The sequence below is a fragment of the Dyadobacter sp. CY312 genome, from assembly GCF_021390535.1.
GTDB lineage: Bacteria > Bacteroidota > Bacteroidia > Cytophagales > Spirosomataceae > Dyadobacter.
On the sequence record NZ_JAJUXG010000014.1, the window covers coordinates 31,855 to 50,158 of the forward strand.

Here is an 18,304-nt window from a genome sequence, read left to right on the forward strand (position 1 = left end):
TTAATGACAAAAATATACACTTCCGTTGCCTGTAATCTGGACGCTAACATTTTGTTGGCGTCCCTTCCGCTTTTTGAGCAGGAGAAAATCGAGGCGATCGAATGGTCATTTGATGCTTTGTTCAAATTGGAGCAAATCCCTCCCTGGTTTGCCGACCTCGTTTCTGAATTTGGCAAGAACAACCGGCTCATAGGCCACGGCGTTTACTTTTCGCTTTTCTCAGGAAAATGGCTCCCTGAGCAACAGCAGTGGCTCGACAGTTTACGCGCTTTTTCTCGTGAATTCCATTTCGATCACATTTCCGAACATTTTGGATTCATGACCGGTGCCGACTTTCACAAAGGCGCCCCAATAAGTATTCCCTACACGTCTTCGACACTCGCGCTGGGCACCGACCGCCTGATGAGGATTCAGGATGCTGCCAATTGTCCTGTCGGTTTGGAAAATCTTGCTTTTGCGTATACACTTGATGAAGTTCGCAGACAAGGTGCATTTCTAAGCGAGCTGACAAATAAAGTAAATGGTTTTATCATTCTTGATCTTCACAACCTCTACTGCCAGATTCACAATTTTAATGTTCCTTTTGAAAAACTGCTACATTCCTATCCTTTAGAGAAAGTGCGTGAAATACATATTTCAGGAGGAAGCTGGGAACAGAATCATGCCGCACCCGAGGATAAAATACGGCGCGACACCCATGACGATGAAGTTCCCGAAACCGTTTTTGAGTTACTTTCCGCGGCGATACCAAAATGCCCGAACCTTAAATATGTGGTACTGGAACAACTGGGCACCGCTCTTTCCGATGAGCAAAGCAGGAGCCGGTTCCAACAGGATTTTTTAAGAATGGAGCAGATAGTAAAAAATAGCAAAACGGCTTCGGACGGCCGGATTGTCAACAACTTCCTTCCCCATACAAGCCTGCAATCCGGTCACGTCCCTTACGAAGACCTGCAACTCTACCGCGAGCAAAATGAGCTTTCACAAATACTGGAAACAGCGACGGATCTTGCCCATGCACAGAAATTACTTGCTTCCTCTGTTCTGAACGGAACCGCATGGCAAACGGAAACCTGGCAGCCACACATGCTCGAAACAGCCATTGCCATTGCTCAAAAATGGAAAAATGGTTTTGAGCTGAAATAAAGTCCCTCCGCTGACCTATCCACCCCTAAATTTCTTGGCTAACCATCCACATAACTGCATATAAAAGCTGTGTTGCAAACCTGTAATTTTTGCACACACCTTTTATTTTACATTTCTCTCAAATTGCCGAATATAATGCCTCCAATTGCCAATTATACCAAACCTTAGCCTGATACAAGTTAATATCGGTAAAAAAGCCGCTAAATACTAAGAAGTTTATCGATTAACATAACGGTAATTTTACAAATAGATAAAAGCAAGATTTTATATACCGATCGCTGGTTTATGCTTCTATCGAAAGTTCGTTAACCTTTAAATCGAAAACCGAATGGAAAAACAATACATCTATTTGAATTCCATTACAAGGCTACGCAGCATTTTGCAGCCCGACTGGTTTAGTTAAAAGTTTACAAACCAAGCCAGGTTAGCCGGATGACATACTAATGTTGCTTGCCAGCCTGACTACACACCCTCGTAACCTAACTATAAAAGTAAAAAAATCTTCCAAAAAGGAAGACTGGAAACCTATTGCCCAATTTTTTCAAACACTCCCATTACCAATGACTGTTTTTACCCAAGTAAAAAAGAATACGGCCTGTCAGATTGGGAGCTTGTTCCTGATGTTGTTAGGAACAAGCTCGATGGCTCAGAAAAACCTGCCTTCCTATAAACCCAACCCCGCAGAACTTTCGGCTTCCTATAAAAGAATGGAGCTCTCCGACTCCCTAACCAGAGGAAGTGTTTTGAAGGCAACAGTACAGGCGGGATGGCAGGGTGACGGCGAATCATTCTGGTACAAAAATATACTCAAAGACAGTCTCACCGAATACATTTATGTAAATGCTTCGGATGGGAAAAAGATAAAATTACTCGACAATGAAAAAGTAGCAGCTGCGCTATCCAAAGCAACGGATAGCGCATTTTCTGCTAAAAAACTGATGTTGCAGGACATCCGTTTTACCGACCACAACAGCAACTTGTTGATTCAGGTCAAACGCCAGTGGTACAACTATAACAAAGCGACCAATACCGCAGAAAAGATTGACCGCCCAAACATCGAAAGACCAAAGGAACTTGGCTGGACGCGCCAGAGAAGCCGTTGGCAGCGTTTTAGTGCAGACAGCATTTCGCCGGACAAAAAACAGAAAGCTTACGTTCGCAATGGTAATATTTACCTAAGCAGTCCTGATGGCAAAAATGCTTCACAGCTCACCTATGATGGAAATCCGTTAAAACCCTTTGGAGAATTGAGCTGGTCGCCGGATGGTAATTATCTGGTTTGTTACCGCATCACGCCGCAGGAAGAACGCCAGATCAGTGTGATATTTTCTTCTTTGCCCAATACCACCAGAGGCGAGGTAAAAACCCGTGGATATGCCCAGCCTGGCGACGAGTTTACAAGCTACGAAATGCATGTGGTCAATGTTAAAACTAAAGGTATTGTTAAGGTTAAATCCGAAGCCATCGACTTTTTCAACGCGCCCGTGATCAGGTGGAGAAATGGCGACAACACCCATTTTACCTACGAAAAAGTAGACCGCGGACATCAGCGTTTCCGGGTGATTGAAGCCGACGCTACAAACGGAAATACACGCAACATCATTGATGAAAAAGCGGAGACGTTTATTTATCAGAATATGATCTATACCCATTACCAGCCTGAAAAAAATGAGATTATCTGGGTTTCTGAAAAAGACGGATGGAGACACATCTATCTGGTAGATGAGCTGACAGGAAAAGAAAAAAATCAGATCACTAAGGGCGAATGGGTGGTTCGGGATATCGACAGCATTGATACTGCCAAACGTGAAATCTGGTTTAGAGCAAGTGGTATGAATGCCAACGAAGACCCATATCACATTCATTATTACCGCATCAATTTTGACGGCACCGGCTTGGTGAAACTTACAAGCGCGAAAGCAACGCATCAGCTTTCCTTCTCACCCGACCGCAAATATTACCTCGACAATTATTCAACGATGATGTCGCCGCCTGTGACCGAGCTCAGAAGAACAGCAGACGGGTCGTTGGTAACCAAACTGGAAGAAGCCGACATCTCGCAATACCTGTCATTGGGTTTCAAACTTCCAGAGATTTTCAAGGCAAAAGGTCGTGATGGCAAAACCGACATCTGGGGTATTGTGTACCGTCCGAGCAAATTCGATCCCAAGAAAAAATACCCGATCATTGAAAACATATATGCCGGTCCGCATGACTCATTTGTACCAAAAGCCTTCCGCCATTACGGGGAAATGCAGAGCATGGCTGAGCTTGGTTTCATCGTGGTTCAAATTGATGGAATGGGCACCTATAACCGCTCCAAAGCATTTCATGATGTATGCTGGAAAAATGTCGCGGATGCTGGTTTTCCAGACCGCATTGCGTGGATGAAGTCACTTGCAACGCAGTATCCTCATGTTGACTCTTCCAAAGTGGGCGTTTACGGAACTTCCGCAGGCGGGCAAAATTCCTTGGGAGCATTGCTGTTTCATCCGAATTTCTACGACGCAGCAGTATCAGCCTGCGGATGCCATGATAACCGCGTAGACAAACAATGGTGGAATGAACAATGGATGGGCTATCCGGTTGGGCAGCACTACGACGACCAATCCAACATTACACATGCAGCCAAATTAAAAGGCGATCTGCTACTGATCGTAGGTGAAGTAGATACCAACGTTCCACCGGAATCCACTTACCGCGTCGCGGATGCACTGATCAAGTCCAATAAAGACTTTGAATTACTGGTGGTTCCCGGCATGGGCCACAGCGATGGCGGCACTTACGGAAGAAGAAAAAAGCGGGACTTTTTCGTAAACAAACTTCTGGAAGTAACACCTCCAAACCGCAACAAAGGGATTTAAAACGCAAACAACTTAGTGTCTTTCAGACTTAATGGCCAAATAAACAAATAGCCAAAAGCTAAACATAATGAAAAAACTCCTGTTCCTCCTAACGTATCTATTGCTGATCAACGGCTGTTCCCAAAAGTCGGGCACTGTGCAGCAAACCAAAACAACCGAAGGCCGCAGACTTGAACTGCTGTTCCTCGGCCACGACAGCCGTCATCATTTTTCGGAGAAATTTTTCCCAATGCTTTCTTTACCTCTATTCCAAAAGGGAATCAACCTTACATATACTTCTGATCCAAATTCTTTAAATAAAGAAACCCTGGATCAATACGACGGGATCATTATATATGCCAACCACAACACAATTACTCCTTCACAGGAAACTGCTTTGAAGGAATTTGTAGAAGGTGGAAAAGCAATGATACCGATTCATTCCGCTTCGTTTTGTTTCCAGAATTCTGACTGGTATATCAAAGCAACCGGTGGCCAATTTCACACCCACAAATACGGAACCTTCACTGCACCGATCACCAAACCTGAGCATCCTGTGATGGCAGGATTGAAGCCGTTTGAAACCTGGGACGAAACCTATGTTCATACAAAACTGAATCAGGACATTACCGTTTTGCAGGAACGAGTGGAAGGCGATCACAACGAACCATGGACGTGGGTGCGCACTCAAGGAAAAGGCAGGGTTTTCTACACCGCCTATGGTCACGACGAGCGTACCTGGAAACAGAAGGGATTTCATGATCTGGTGGCCAATGGTATTCTGTGGGCAATCAGTGATGAGTCGAAAGAACAATACGCACGTTTGAAATTACCTGTTCCACAGTTCAAAGATGCAGACGTTCCTAACTACGAAAAAAGAGATCCTGCACCTAAATTCCAGTTACCGCTATCAGCTGCCGAATCGCAAAAGCTGATTCAGGTACCTGTTGATTTTGAGTTGCAGCTATTTGCTTCCGAGCCGGATGTGGTAAAACCAATTGCCATGGCATGGGACGAAAGAGGCAGACTTTGGGTGATTGAAACAGAAGATTATCCCAATGAAATACGCAAGGAAGACGGCACCGGAAAGGACCGCATCAAAATCTGTGAAGATACAGACGGAGACGGTAAAGCAGACAAATTCACTGTCTTCGCTGATGGACTTAACATTCCGACCAGCCTTACTTTCGCCAACGGTGGCGTAATTGTGGCGCAAGCCCCGCATTTCATTTTTCTGAAAGATACCAACGGAGACGACAAAGCAGACGTTCGTGAAAACATCATCAGCGGCTGGGGAAAAAGCGATACGCACGCAGGACCGTCCAACCTTAAATATGGCCTGGACAACAAGGTTTGGGGCGTTTTGGGTTATGCCGGATTCAGAGGAACTGTGAACGACAAACCAACCAATTTCAGTCAGGGCATTTACAATTTTGATCCAAACGGAAAAAACCTGCAATACATTGGCCGCACTTCCAACAATACATGGGGACTCGGATTCTCGGAAGATTTCGAAGTATTCATTTCTACCGCAAACGGAAATTACAGCGGACATTTTGCCATGCCATTGGAATACGTAAAACGCTCTGTGGCTGATGGCTCGGGCAATACAGTTTACAAACTGGATTCACATTACGATATGAATTACCTCACGCCAGGTCTTCGTCAGGTCGATTTCCATGGCGGGTTTACAGCCGCTGCGGGGCACAACTTGTACACAGCCAGAAATTATCCGAAGTCATACTGGAATTCAACGGCTTTTGTTTGCGAACCAACCGGACGACTTCTTTATCAGGCAAAACTCAAACCAAGCGGAGCAGGATACAAAGAGAAAAACGGCTTCAATTTATTGGCAAGTTCCGACGAATGGTTTTCACCAGTTCACGCCGAAGTTGGTCCTGACGGAGCTGTCTGGGTTGCAGACTGGTATAGCTTCATCATTCAGCACAACCCAACGCCGCGCGGTTTTGAAAACGGAGACGGAAATGCCTACATCAATCCTTTACGTGACAATAAACATGGCCGTATTTACAGGGTTGTATATAAAAATGCGAAACCATATACTCCGGTCAAACTTGAGAAAAACGACAACACAAGTTTACTGGCAGGTTTGAAAAACGACAATATGTTCTGGCGTACCACAGCCCAAAGGCTGATTGTGGAAACGCGGAATAAGACGATCATTCCTGAACTTATCAAACTAGTGAACGATCAGTCAGTAGACGAAATAGGATTGAACAGCCCTGCCGTGCACGCACTGTGGACACTGCAAGGATTGGGAGCTTTGGACGGAAGCAATGAAGAGGCATATCATACCGTGGTGCGTGCCATGCGTCACCCTGCTGCCGGAGTTCGCAAGAATGCTGTAAAACTTTTGCCAAGAACGGATAAAGCACTTTCTGCCCTGAAATGGACCAATTCAATTTCAGATCCTGACCTGAAAGTAAGGCTTGCCACAATTCAGGCATTAAGCGACCTACCGGCTTCGGAAGAAATTGGTAAAATGCTTTACATAGCCGGACAGAATTCAGAAAATGCTTCCGACGAATACATTGCCCAGGCCATTTTCTCAGGTGTGATCAAACATGAAGCCGGATTTAAAAATGCTGCTGCAAAACTGAAAGATTCAACGCTCACAGCACGCATCGAAAGAGGGCTGGTTCAGGAAACTTACGTACTTAATCTTTGGTCGCCTCCTATTTACCCACCGGTAATTACCAACAAAGAAATTACCCTAAAAGCCATCATTACCAAAGCAGATGCGGAACTCTCGGGCGTGATCGCGTCTCAGGGAAACAAAGAAAACGGGTACAGTCTGTATATGCAGGATGCAAAACTACACTGGCTGATCAAGCAGGATGGTAAAGCATACAGCGTAACCTCCAACGAGAAATTGCCCGCTGGTCGGTTTACAGCCATTGCCACACTTTCGGAAGGCGGTGTAATGACACTGGCTATTGACGATGAAAAACCGGTTACAGGCAAAGCCGCTTCACTTTTCTCCAAACCATTTACGCCGGAAGATATCAGACTGGGTCGTGATTTACGCGATGAAAATCGTGTGGGAGAATATTCTGAAAACACACGTTTGCAAGGCTGGCTGGATATCAAAAGTACCTTGCAGCTTAACCAGGTTGTGAAAGATAAAAACGACAAAAAAGTGTCTGTAGCAACGCCGGCACAGCAACCGGCGGTCATGAAAAAAGGAGTAGGTACACCGGTGACGATCAACCTGAAAGTGATTGAGCATGAAATGAAATTTGACAAAAAAAGCTTCACCGTAAAAGCAGGCCAAAAAGTAACAATTCAGTTTACCAATCCGGATTTCATGCAGCACAATCTGCTGATCTCAACGCCGGGAAGTCTGGAAAAAGTAGGTGCCGCAGCCGACTTGCTAGCACGCGAATCCAACGCCCTGGAACTTAATTACATACCAAAAATGAAAGAAATCCTTCACGCTACCGAGCTGGTGAGTCCTGAGGGAAATGCAACGCTGGTGTTCATCGCACCTGAAAAGCCAGGAGATTATCCATACCTGTGCACCGTGCCTGGCCACTGGCGCATCATGAATGGAATTATGAAAGTTCAATAAAACCAAAAGCCGCAACTCCAAATCACAACCGCCTATGAAACAGTAAAATACCCCCGATTTTCAATGTAACCCCATCAATCAAAAACATTTAGCTTATCTAAAATTATGAAGATGAAAAGAAAATTATCCATGCTTGCACAGCAACTACCGGCTCTCCTGCTCCGCAGTGTTGCCGTGATATTGCTGCTTTCAGGTAGCATCATGGCAGCCGACCGCCAGATCACCGGAACAGTTACCGGATCGGAGGACAATGCTCCCCTACCCGGAGTTTCAATTATCGTTAAAGGAAACAGCACCGTAGGAACAGTAACGGATACAGAGGGAAAATTCAAATTGACTGTACCTGATGACGCTACCCTTGTACTAAGTTACATCGGCTATGTAACGCAGGAGATTACAGTTGGAAATCAAAGTGCTTTAACCATTGCGTTGAATTCTGACCAGAAACAACTTTCAGAAGTTGTGGTGGTAGGTTACGGAACGCAAAAAAAAGGTGATGTAACCAGCTCAATTGCTAGTATTAAAAGAGAAGACTTCATTCAGGGAACTGTTCGTGATGCATCTTCTCTGATTCAGGGAAAAGTGGCCGGTTTGAGAATTACAACGCCGAGCGGATCACCAACTTCTGAAAACCAAATCAACCTTCGTGGTGTTAACTCCATCACCGGAACAACCACTCCGCTTATCCTGATCGACGGTATTCCAGGTGACTTGAACACTGTAGCTCCGGAAGATATTGAATCTGTTGACGTTTTGAAGGATGGTTCCGCTGCTGCGATTTACGGTACACGTGCTACTGGTGGTGTAATTTTGATCACGACCCGCAAAAACCGTTCAGCTACAAATCGCACGACTGTTGAATACAACAACTACGTAAACTTCCAGACAATTGCACGTCGTCCTGAACTATTGACAGGTGATGACTATCGCCAAAAGATATCTGAGGGCATCGCTTACACGGATTACGGTGGCAATACCGACTGGCTGAAAGAAATTATGCAGACACCGGTCAGTCATAACCACAACCTTACATTCTTCGGTGGTAACAGCCAGACCAACTTCACAGGTTCTATCAACTACCGTAACTGGGAGGGTATTTTCCAGCGTTCAGCACAAAACAGATTCACTGGCCGTGCAGACCTGAACCATTCCATGTTCAACAACAAGTTGAAAACCAATATTCAGATCATCAACCAGATCAGAAAAACAAACGGCGCTGTCAGTCCTAACGATAACGATGCAGCTTACGGATATATCTACCGCCAGGCGATTATCCGTAATCCTACCGACCGCGTAAGAAACGAAGCAGGCGGATGGCAGGAGAGAGATGGATATTTCTATGAAAACCCTGTGTCCAGAATTTATGAATCCAACTACGGTGCAACTTTTAAGGAAATGCGTATGAGCGGAAGTCTGGATTACGCCCCTATTGATAATTTGAATTTTAAGTTACTCGTATCGAATGTTCAAAATAGCAATTTGGAAGGTAGCTCTACCACATTCAACCACACCAACACGAGGTTGAGCAATCAGAATGCCACGGCGTACAGAGGTACAAATGCCAGGGACCAGAATCTGCTTGAACTCACAGGTAACTACGCAAAGTCGTTCGGTAAACATCGTTTTACTTTGTTGGGAGGTTACAGCTGGCAGGATGAAACCTATGAAGATTTTAGTGCAAGTAACTGGGATTTCCCTACCGATGCTTACGACTGGAATAACCTGGGCGCAGGCGGTGCATTGCAAAAAGGACAGGCTGCAATGGGAAGTACGAAAAACAAGTGGCAGTTAGCGGGTTTCTTTGGACGTCTTACTTATAGTCTTGATGAGAAGTACCTGTTCATGGCGAGCGTTCGTCGCGAAGGTTCATCCCGGTTTGGTGTTAATAACCAGTGGGGAACATTCCCGGCTGCGTCTATCGGATGGAGAATCAGCAAAGAAAAGTTCATGCAAGGTTTCGAGAACATATCTGAAATTAAATTGCGTGCAGGTATTGGTGTAACCGGTACCATCGCAGGCGCTCCTTATCTGTCTCAGATCAGCTACAACTTCGACCGCGCACAAGGTGCGTTTGTTGGTGGAAAATGGGTTCCGGGATTCATTCCTGCCCGTAACTTCAATCCTAACTTGAAATGGGAGAAAAAAGAGGAGATCAATGCAGGTATCGACTTCGGTTTTTACAAAAACCGCATCAACGGATCTGTTGATTATTACAGCCGTAACGTGAGGGATTTGCTTTACAATTTCCCTGTACCAGTTCCGCCATACCTGATTTCCAGTATGCTTATCAATGCCGGACGTATGAAAAACAGCGGTGTGGAAGTATTGCTTAATGTCGTTCCGATTCAGAAAGACGATTTCCAATGGAATACAGGCTTTACTTATTCTTCCAATAAAAACAAACTGGTAAGCCTTTCCAATGATCAGTTCCAGGCAGCCAATGATTTCTTTGATGCAGGTGGTACGGGTGAACCAATTCAGACGTCGACCCACCGTGTAAAAGTAGGCGAACCCATTGGTCGTTTCTTTGTGTGGAAAAGCGTAGGCATCGATGATAAAGGTGGTTGGTTAATTGAAAACAAGGATGGCGAAGTGATCCCGATCGCTAACGCAAAACCAGAAGATCGTCAGTATTACGGAAACGGTATCCCAAAGCACAATGTAGGCTGGAACAATTCGGTGCGCTATAAGAATTTTGATCTTTCCGTTAACATGCGCGGAGCATTTGGTTTTGATGTATTGAATTTCCAAAGCATGTATTACAACAACACCAGAAATAAAGCATACAACATGCTGAAAACTGCGTATGACCCGATCGACGGAAAAATGCTGAACAACGACCTTGTTTATGTTTCTCACTACATAGAAAAAGGTGATTACTGGAAAATTGATAACGTAACGTTTGGCTATTCTCTTCCTGCGAATACGATCAAGGGAATTAAGAATGCACGCATTTTCGTATCTGGGCTTAACCTTGCAACCATCACAGGTTATACAGGTATTGATCCGGAAGGTGTTCGTATCACAGGTTTCGATCCTGGAAATGACCACCGCGACAAGTACCCTACCACGCGTACTTTCACAGCGGGACTTAACGTAACATTCTGATCCACACAAAATCTTTTGAAACTATGAAACTTAGAAACACCAAATATATCTTGTTGACCTCCATGTTGGGGGCTGCAACATTTTACTCCTGTACAGATCTTGATGAGCAGGTATATTCAGAAGTACTTTCAAGCAGTTACCAGCCTACAGAAAAAGATCTTCCCGCTATTGTAGCTCCGGTTTATTCTTCTCTGCGTGGTTTAATGCTTGGATGGCAGGGATATTTCGATTTGCAGGAAGAATCCGCTGACGCAATCATTACACCTGCCCGTCCAAACGGCTGGGATGATGGCGGGACCTATCGCCGGATGCATCAGCATACATGGACTTCATTGCAGTGGCAGCCGGAAAATGCATGGCAGAGTTCGTTCAGAAGTATTACCACCGCCAACCGGGTACTTTCCCAAATTGCAGATGGCGACATTCCTGTTACAACCGGGAAAGATAACATCGTTGCAGAACTGAGAGCCGTTCGTGCATTGGCCTACTACCTGCTTTTGGATAACCATGGCAATGTTCCTATTGTAACAGATTTCAAGGACATCAACCTTCCAAAACAGAGTACACGTAAGGAAGTGTATGATTTTGTTATCAAAGAACTGACAGAAGCTATGCCTTTCCTGAGCGAAAGTGCGTCCACTACATACGGACAAATGAACAAATGGGCGGCAAAAGCACTTTTGGCCAAAATATATCTGAATGCAGAAGTGTACACTGGTACAGCTGAGTGGGCAAAAGCCATCACCGCCGCTGACGAAGTAATTGCAAGTGGTAATTATGTGATCGACGCCAACTATTCTGATGTTTTCACCTGGACCAATTTCAACTCTAAGGAAATCATTTTCGCCATTCCTTATGATGAAATTTACGGAACCGGAAACCAGATCCACATGAAAACGCTCGACCCATTGAGCCGTACTGTGTATCCGATGAACGCCGGACCCTGGGGCGGAAACTGCGCCGTACCACAATTTATTGATACTTACGACGCAGAAGACAGCCGTCTTGCAGATACCTGGATCATGGGTCCACAGAGAAATGCAACCACTGGTGCTGTGGTAATTACATATAGTAAAACAGTACCGAGCATGCTTGCTACTGCTTCCACAGATGGTTACAGAATCGGTAAGTACAAGATCAAACCAAACGCAACCGGAAGTCTGGACAACGATTTTCCATTACTGCGTTATGCCGACGTTCTGATGATCAAAGCGGAAGCATTGCTAAGAACCGGAAAGGCAGATGAAGCTGCGGTAATTGTAACGAATGTTCGCAAACGAGCTTTCAAAAGCAATCCTGCAAAAGCAACTGTAACAGGCGCCGACCTTGCCAAAGGAAGCAAATACAATTATGGTATTCAGGCTGTAAACGGAACAATTACTGAGGTACAAGGTGGAGACGACGTGAAATTCGGCCGTTTCTTCGACGAGCTTGGTTGGGAATTCGCAGCAGAGGCACACCGTCGTCAGGATTTGATCCGCTTCGGACTTTACGAGAAAAAGAAATGGTTTAACCACAGTCCACAAACCGGGCAACGTGCACTATTCCCAATTCCACAAAATGAGTTGGACAAAAATACCAACCTGAAACAAAATCCAGGTTATTGATAAGACAAGTTAAATTTGGTTAGGTAGTGTAAAATCCTGCTCTGAGACTGAAAGGTTTCGGAGCGGGATTTTTTTGTGGATTGTGCTTTATATGGGGGCAATAGATTTGATTGCTATTGGAGAAAACTTGTCGGGAGCGTCGTAGACGGTAAAGGATTTCTATTCGGAGTTTTTGGAAACTACGAATAACGGGGGGTGACCACATTCCAGTCATTTTTTATCAGCCCATTCTCAGAAGATGCTATTGCTATACGGCCACCAATTTGGTGTTTCTAGTCAAAGAAAATTTTTGAGGCCCAAATTTAAATCGAGCTATAATATACTGGCATCCAGCACGGCATCTGATATTATAGGATCAAAACGGAGGTTTTCGACTCAGCCGCAAGCCAACCGGCTTTTTTCTTTTATTAATAGTTTTGGTGAGTTTATGAATTCTCTTTGTATGAGTTTCGTATATATTTCCCAACACGTAATCCAAAATCTCAAATGCATCCAAAATGTCATTCCTATCTATAGAATCATTGCTATGGCTTCCAGAGTTCCCGATCCACTTAATAGCCATCAAAGAGTCTGCTTGTTGAGGAAAGTTTGTTTTAAGGGACTCAATTCGCTGATGTAGAGAATAAGGCTTTCTGCCTTTTAAAGATTTCTGGGTCTTTGCAATTTTCAAATTGTCCATTACCTTCTCAACTACCACTCGTATCTTATTTGCGCACGAAGCAGTATCCATCCAATATATATTGAATGCACTAATTATTTCAATGCGAATTGTTTCAGGAACCTCGTCATTGATCTGAAATATGTGGATTGGAGGATTAAATGACATTGGCGTAATAATTTGTATAATATCCATTTCTGGCATTCCTGTTTCTTCATTGTAATAGTCGTGTCTGAGACATCTATAATGTCCGATAATCCCAATTAATTCATTGCAGGTTGAATTGCTGCAGGCTAGTACTCCTGTGCAACTTGACCTTCCATCCATTCGGGTTCCCACGCTTCATGACTGTGTGCTGCCTTTGATGAAGCTGTCTCATAAGTTTTAAGCTCCTTTAGATCATTTGTTAAAATTCCACGTTGACACATAGGACAGATCCATGCTGGAACATTATTCAAAAAAAATTCATTTAGGTAGAGGGCTCGTTTTATTCGCATAAGGTTTCTTAGAACTAAAATTTGGGTTTATCCGCAGAGCGGCTCACTACTTATCGAAAGGAAATATAGTAATTTTATCTCCCGGCTTCAGTTGTACCTCTAATAAACTAGTGATGTATGCCCCCCGTTGTGCGGAGTGTCCACACTTAGCATTTGAAATACACTACCATCTGTGACGGGAAATTTCAGTAACTCTACTTCCGACAAACCCTCCACATTAATACCTTGCTCCCCACGATTTGCAATCGGGGCGCTAATGGCTAAGCGTTTGCAACGCAATTCTAAAACACGCGTTATAAACGCTGCACCACGGTAACCCCGATTGCAAATCTGGGTTAGCAACTTCTACTCCCAACAAGCCGTCCTCAGAGATATTTCTATTGACAAAAACTTGTCAGAACCATCACACACGATAAATGATCCTCATTCGCAATTTTCGAAAACTACGAGTGAGGACAGGTTATTCTGAATACCTCATTTTAAGTTTACCACAATTGCCTTTCCCTCTACTTCTATTGTTTCAAAAGAACCATCAACTTTGGGTTTTATAACTTTTCCGGCGACTGTCCATTCCCTGTACTTTCCTTTTGGAAATGCAATGGTGAGCTTCCAGTTTTCTTCTGACTGGGTAATGTCCAGCTGCAAAGCCTTATCGGTTTTGCGATATTTCATTCCGATTTCGTTACTTCCAACTGTCACTTTTTCCAGACTTGCATCGTTCCAGGTTGAAGGCATTTGCGGCTGAATCCTGATGGTTTTGGAGAATGTATGTGGCTTTATTCCAAAGAATTGCTGCACAATCGGCACCGCAAAGCTGTATATGTTCCAGGCTTGCGACATCATTCCGTAATCCGGCGATACTTCATAAATGGAACCGGGAAGCGCATAGCTGAACGATTTTGTCATGCGTTTCAGGTAACCCAAAGCTTCGTCTGGTCTTCCATAATTGTTTTCGGCAATGGCCAATACGCCTGTCGGGAGTGTCATCACCGCACCTGTGTATGTAAACACCTTCTTGTTGCCCGCTGCTGAACCTTCGTCTTTCCCGGCGGACTCGTCCCGATCTATTCCGGTCACAAATGCACCGAATGGATTTACAAACTTACTGGCCGTTTTCAACGCAGTCAAAGCCTTTGAGCTGTCCGCTATTCCCATTTCCATCGGCGTGTTAACCACCCAATTGTGATGCACCACAAATCCCTGTTTTTGAGACGGATTCATCTTTTCCAATTTAGATTTGGTAGCACGAAGCTCATCCACTGCCCAAGGTTTTTTTAGCGTATCTGCCCGCACAATCGCATCGTCTACCAAATGTATTGCCTGGCTTGTTGTACCAATAAAATCAGCATAAGAATTATTTCCCCCAACCCAAAAATCCTGGTTTATCTTTGTTTTAAGTTGATTGGCAATGCCTTTGTACTTTTCAGACATATCCTTCTCCCCCATTTCAATTGCCATTTGCGAAGCATCTTCAAAAGCTTTTTGAGAATACACCGCCACGTCAATCATTTCACTATTCATGCCATGGATTTCCATCATTCCAAATCCATCCGGAAGCAAATTACCGTCCTTATCATTTTCCTTCAAAAGCCAGTCAAGCCCTTTTTTGATAGTTGGATAATATTTTTTCAAAAATTCCTTATCGCCAGTCCACGAATATACAGTCCATATCAAAGTTGCAAATTGCGGCGTTTCATTTACATTTCCAGGGTTGAAAACAGCACCATTCGTAGAAACCTCATGAACAATACGCCCATTGCCATTAGCCTTTTCTGAAAGCTTCCAGATATTATCAATTGAGTGATATACCAGATCTTTCTGACCAGTTGTAATTAATCCCTGCAAAGTATATTCGCTGTCGACACCAAACCACCACGGATAATCCGGAGCGCCAGCCGATACACCACGACCTACTTCGGGTACATCTCTTACCAGCCAATCCGTATTGTATTTTATCCATTGAAATGCCCGCTGCAAATCCTTATCCGGAACTGTCAGGTTTGTGTTGGCAGCCAACATCTGGTAGCGCTCCTTTTTCTCCTTTAACAATTGAGCTGTATTCTTTTGAACGTTTTCGAATGTCTCACGTGCCTGTGATTTTGATCTGTAAGAACCCGCAATCGTGATAGGAAGTACGTATGACGAATTTGGAGCTATTTCAAGATTGTAAGTTAGCGAAGCCTGACAACCTTTGCCTTGCGGTTTGTAATCGCAGCTTTTCACATCTTTTTGATGGGCATCTGCTGAAATATCCGAACCGTACATCACGTACCATTCGTTCAGGCTATCCTTTGCAACCCATGCTTTCGAAGCTTCATCCCAGGATGCGAAGTCTCCGGCATCAACCATTTTAGTTTTTTCACCAAGCCAAACCGGTCGTAAATCGCTGTAACCGTTAAAGTCAAACGTTATCTTTTTAGCCGAATTTGTTTTGTTCTGAAAGGTGTATTCCACCACCACAGCTTCTTTTGCATCCGGTGCAAACTGAAAACGCTGAACTTCAAGGCCATTTAATCCGGAAACAAAAATGTGTTTGTTTGCAAAAGGATAATTCACGAACGTATCCGCTTTGGATAAGCAAACAGACTTTCCATTGTCGGTTACCGATGCCGTAAAACCATCCATGAGCTTGATCGGATGATCCCAAATCCCGCCCATTTCGCCCACAACATGCCAACCCAGATCTGGAAACTGACCATTTTGATGACCAACCATATATACCCGATCCCCCGCAGTTACATAAGGAGAATTGAGATAGGCAGTTTTACCGGTAATGGTTTCAACATCTGAAACGATACCTGCCAAAGCATTATTTGACTGACTTTTTTTTGTGCATTGGCTTAGTAACAAGAGAGAAGCCAGAGGAATAGCAACCACAAATTTTCGGAAAATCATTGTTACCGTTTGAAGTGAAGTATTGTTTTAAACACAAAGGAAGATCCAAAAAGATCTTCCAATTATAATAGTTTCTCAAAGAAAGAAATTTATAAAACAACTTACACCATCATATCAGCAAGAATTGTTTACTGAACCCGCTCACCCCCAATTTGCCAATCGGGGGTATTAATGGCTGAGCGTTTGCAACGCGATTTTCACAAACAGGGATCTCATAAATGCAGTTAAACATCCATGAGATCCCAAATATTATTTACCTAAAAACGATTTTACAAAAGATTGTCTTTATGGGCTACAACTTATCCGTGCTCTCGATTCTGCGCATAATTGAATAAATGTCGGTTCTCCGGTCTTTCAAATTTCGCACACTTCCAAACTGGTTTAATTCCCGCAGCATATCAATATCCACGTCTGCAATCAATATCATTTCAGTATTTGGGGTCGCTTCGGCTTTTATACCATTGGTTGGGAAAGAAAAATCACAGGGCGTAAATACCATCGACTGCGCATATTGAATATCCATGTTATGTACCTTTGGCAAGTTTCCAACACTGCCGGCGATGGCCACATAACATTCATTTTCAATCGCCCTGGCCTGCGCACAGTTCCTTACCCTCGAATAGCCATTTTGCGTATCAGTCAGAAAAGGAACAAACAAGATATTCATTCCTTCATCAGCCAGGATACGGCCCAACTCCGGAAATTCAACATCATAACAAATGAGAATACCAATTTTTCCGCAGTCTGTATCGAAGGTTCTCAGCGTATTTCCACCCTGCATACCCCATACTTTTGCTTCGTCCGGCGTTACATGAAGTTTTTCAAATCGTTCGATACCGCCATCCCTTTTACACAAATAACCAACGTTGTAAAGACTATTCCCTACCACCTCGGGCATACTTCCGGTAATGATATTGATGTTGTAAGAGATGGCTAGCTCAGAAAACCGGCTGACAATTCGCTCTGTATATTCCGCCAGCTTTCTTATTGCGTCGGGTTCCGCGAGATGGTTGTAGTCCGACATCAGCGGAGCATTGAAAAACTCGGGAAAAAGCGCGAAATCACATCTGTAACCAGACACCGCATCCACAAAATATTCCACCTGCTGCATAAGTTCGTCAAAGTCGTTGTACAACCTCATTTGCCATTGTACCAAACCCAACCTGATAATCGACTTTTTGAAAGCAGCCTGATCCGAAATTTTCTCGTAGTAAACATTGTCCCACTCGAGTAATACAGCATATTCATTTGAATCCTTATCGCCTTCGAGATAGCCTTGCAATATTCTGGCAGGGTGAAAATCGTTGGACAGCTGAAAATTCAGAACCGGGTCGTGTATGTCCTTGTTACGTACCTTTTCAATATACTCTTTCGGGGAGATTGTGTCCGAATATTGGTGGTAATTTGGAATGCGCCCGCCGAATACGATCCCTTTCAGATTCAATTTCTCACAAAGTTCTTTTCTGTAATCGTACAATCGCCTTCCTAACCGCAGGCCGCGGAACTTGGGACGAATAAATACATCAATCCCGTACAAAATATCGCCTTTGGCCGTGTGCGTATTGAAACTATAATTTCCTGTAATTGCTCTGTAGGTGTGTTTGGAGTCAACTTTGTCATAGTCGACAATAATCGACAACGCGCACCCGGCTAGTTCATTATCAACTCTTATACCTACCTGGCCTTCATGAAAAATGTTGATCAGTGTGTTAATGTGATGCTCCTTCCAATACGCATTTGGCATGCTGGAATAGGTCTCAATCATCATTTCTTTTATTTCTTCATAATCAGAAGGTTTTAGAAAAACCAACTCAATATTCTCAATTGATTTGTTGTCTTTGTTTGTTTCCATAGTTTTTTCCCACTTCAAATCACCTGTTTTTAAGATGATTGAAGGTGATTGTTTTTTTGCTGTTACAGCTGATTGATTTTAAATTTTTGGCGATCATTCCGTCGGG

At 43.9% G+C, this 18,304-nt stretch carries 8 protein-coding genes; 5 read left to right on the forward strand and 3 right to left on the reverse strand.

Annotation, left to right across the window (positions count from 1 at the left end; translation table 11 throughout):
• Positions 1–3: 3 nt before the first annotated feature.
• The 5 genes from LZG71_RS19805 (at position 4) to LZG71_RS19825 (ending at position 12,296) form a co-directional block, all read left to right on the forward strand.
• Positions 4–1,146, forward strand: a complete 1,143-nt coding sequence (locus LZG71_RS19805) for a DUF692 family multinuclear iron-containing protein (RefSeq protein WP_233823285.1) — start codon at positions 4–6, stop codon at positions 1,144–1,146.
• Positions 1,147–1,706: 560 nt separating this feature from the next.
• Positions 1,707–4,010 (forward strand): S9 family peptidase, encoded by a 2,304-nt coding sequence (locus tag LZG71_RS19810; protein ID WP_233823287.1) that lies wholly within the window; start codon positions 1,707–1,709, stop codon positions 4,008–4,010.
• Between the two features lie 67 nt (positions 4,011–4,077).
• Entirely contained in the window at positions 4,078–7,581 is a 3,504-nt protein-coding gene (locus LZG71_RS19815; RefSeq protein ID WP_233823288.1) for a PVC-type heme-binding CxxCH protein, read from the forward strand.
• A 111-nt stretch (positions 7,582–7,692) separates the two neighbouring features.
• The gene (locus tag LZG71_RS19820) at positions 7,693–10,689 is read left to right on the forward strand and encodes a TonB-dependent receptor (protein WP_233823290.1); all 2,997 of its coding nucleotides are present in this window, start codon (positions 7,693–7,695) and stop codon (positions 10,687–10,689) included.
• 23 nt (positions 10,690–10,712) lie between these two features.
• The gene (locus tag LZG71_RS19825) at positions 10,713–12,296 is read left to right on the forward strand and encodes a RagB/SusD family nutrient uptake outer membrane protein (RefSeq protein WP_233823292.1); all 1,584 of its coding nucleotides are present in this window, start codon (positions 10,713–10,715) and stop codon (positions 12,294–12,296) included.
• A gap of 355 nt (positions 12,297–12,651) precedes the next feature.
• Here LZG71_RS19825 and LZG71_RS19830 read toward each other — a convergent pair whose 3' ends face one another.
• The 3 genes from LZG71_RS19830 to LZG71_RS19840 all read right to left on the reverse strand — a co-directional run bounded on the left by LZG71_RS19830 (position 12,652) and on the right by LZG71_RS19840 (position 18,198).
• Positions 12,652–13,158 carry a DUF4145 domain-containing protein gene (locus tag LZG71_RS19830; RefSeq protein WP_233823294.1) on the reverse strand — a complete coding sequence of 169 codons (507 nt, stop codon included), beginning with the start codon at positions 13,156–13,158 and terminating at the stop codon, positions 12,652–12,654.
• 767 nt (positions 13,159–13,925) lie between these two features.
• Positions 13,926–16,346 carry a glycogen debranching protein gene (locus tag LZG71_RS19835; RefSeq protein ID WP_233823296.1) on the reverse strand — a complete coding sequence of 807 codons (2,421 nt, stop codon included), beginning with the start codon at positions 16,344–16,346 and terminating at the stop codon, positions 13,926–13,928.
• A gap of 292 nt (positions 16,347–16,638) precedes the next feature.
• A complete protein-coding gene (locus tag LZG71_RS19840; RefSeq protein WP_233823298.1) occupies positions 16,639–18,198 on the reverse strand; it encodes a carbon-nitrogen hydrolase family protein in 1,560 nt (519 codons plus the stop codon).
• Positions 18,199–18,304 lie beyond the last annotated feature (106 nt).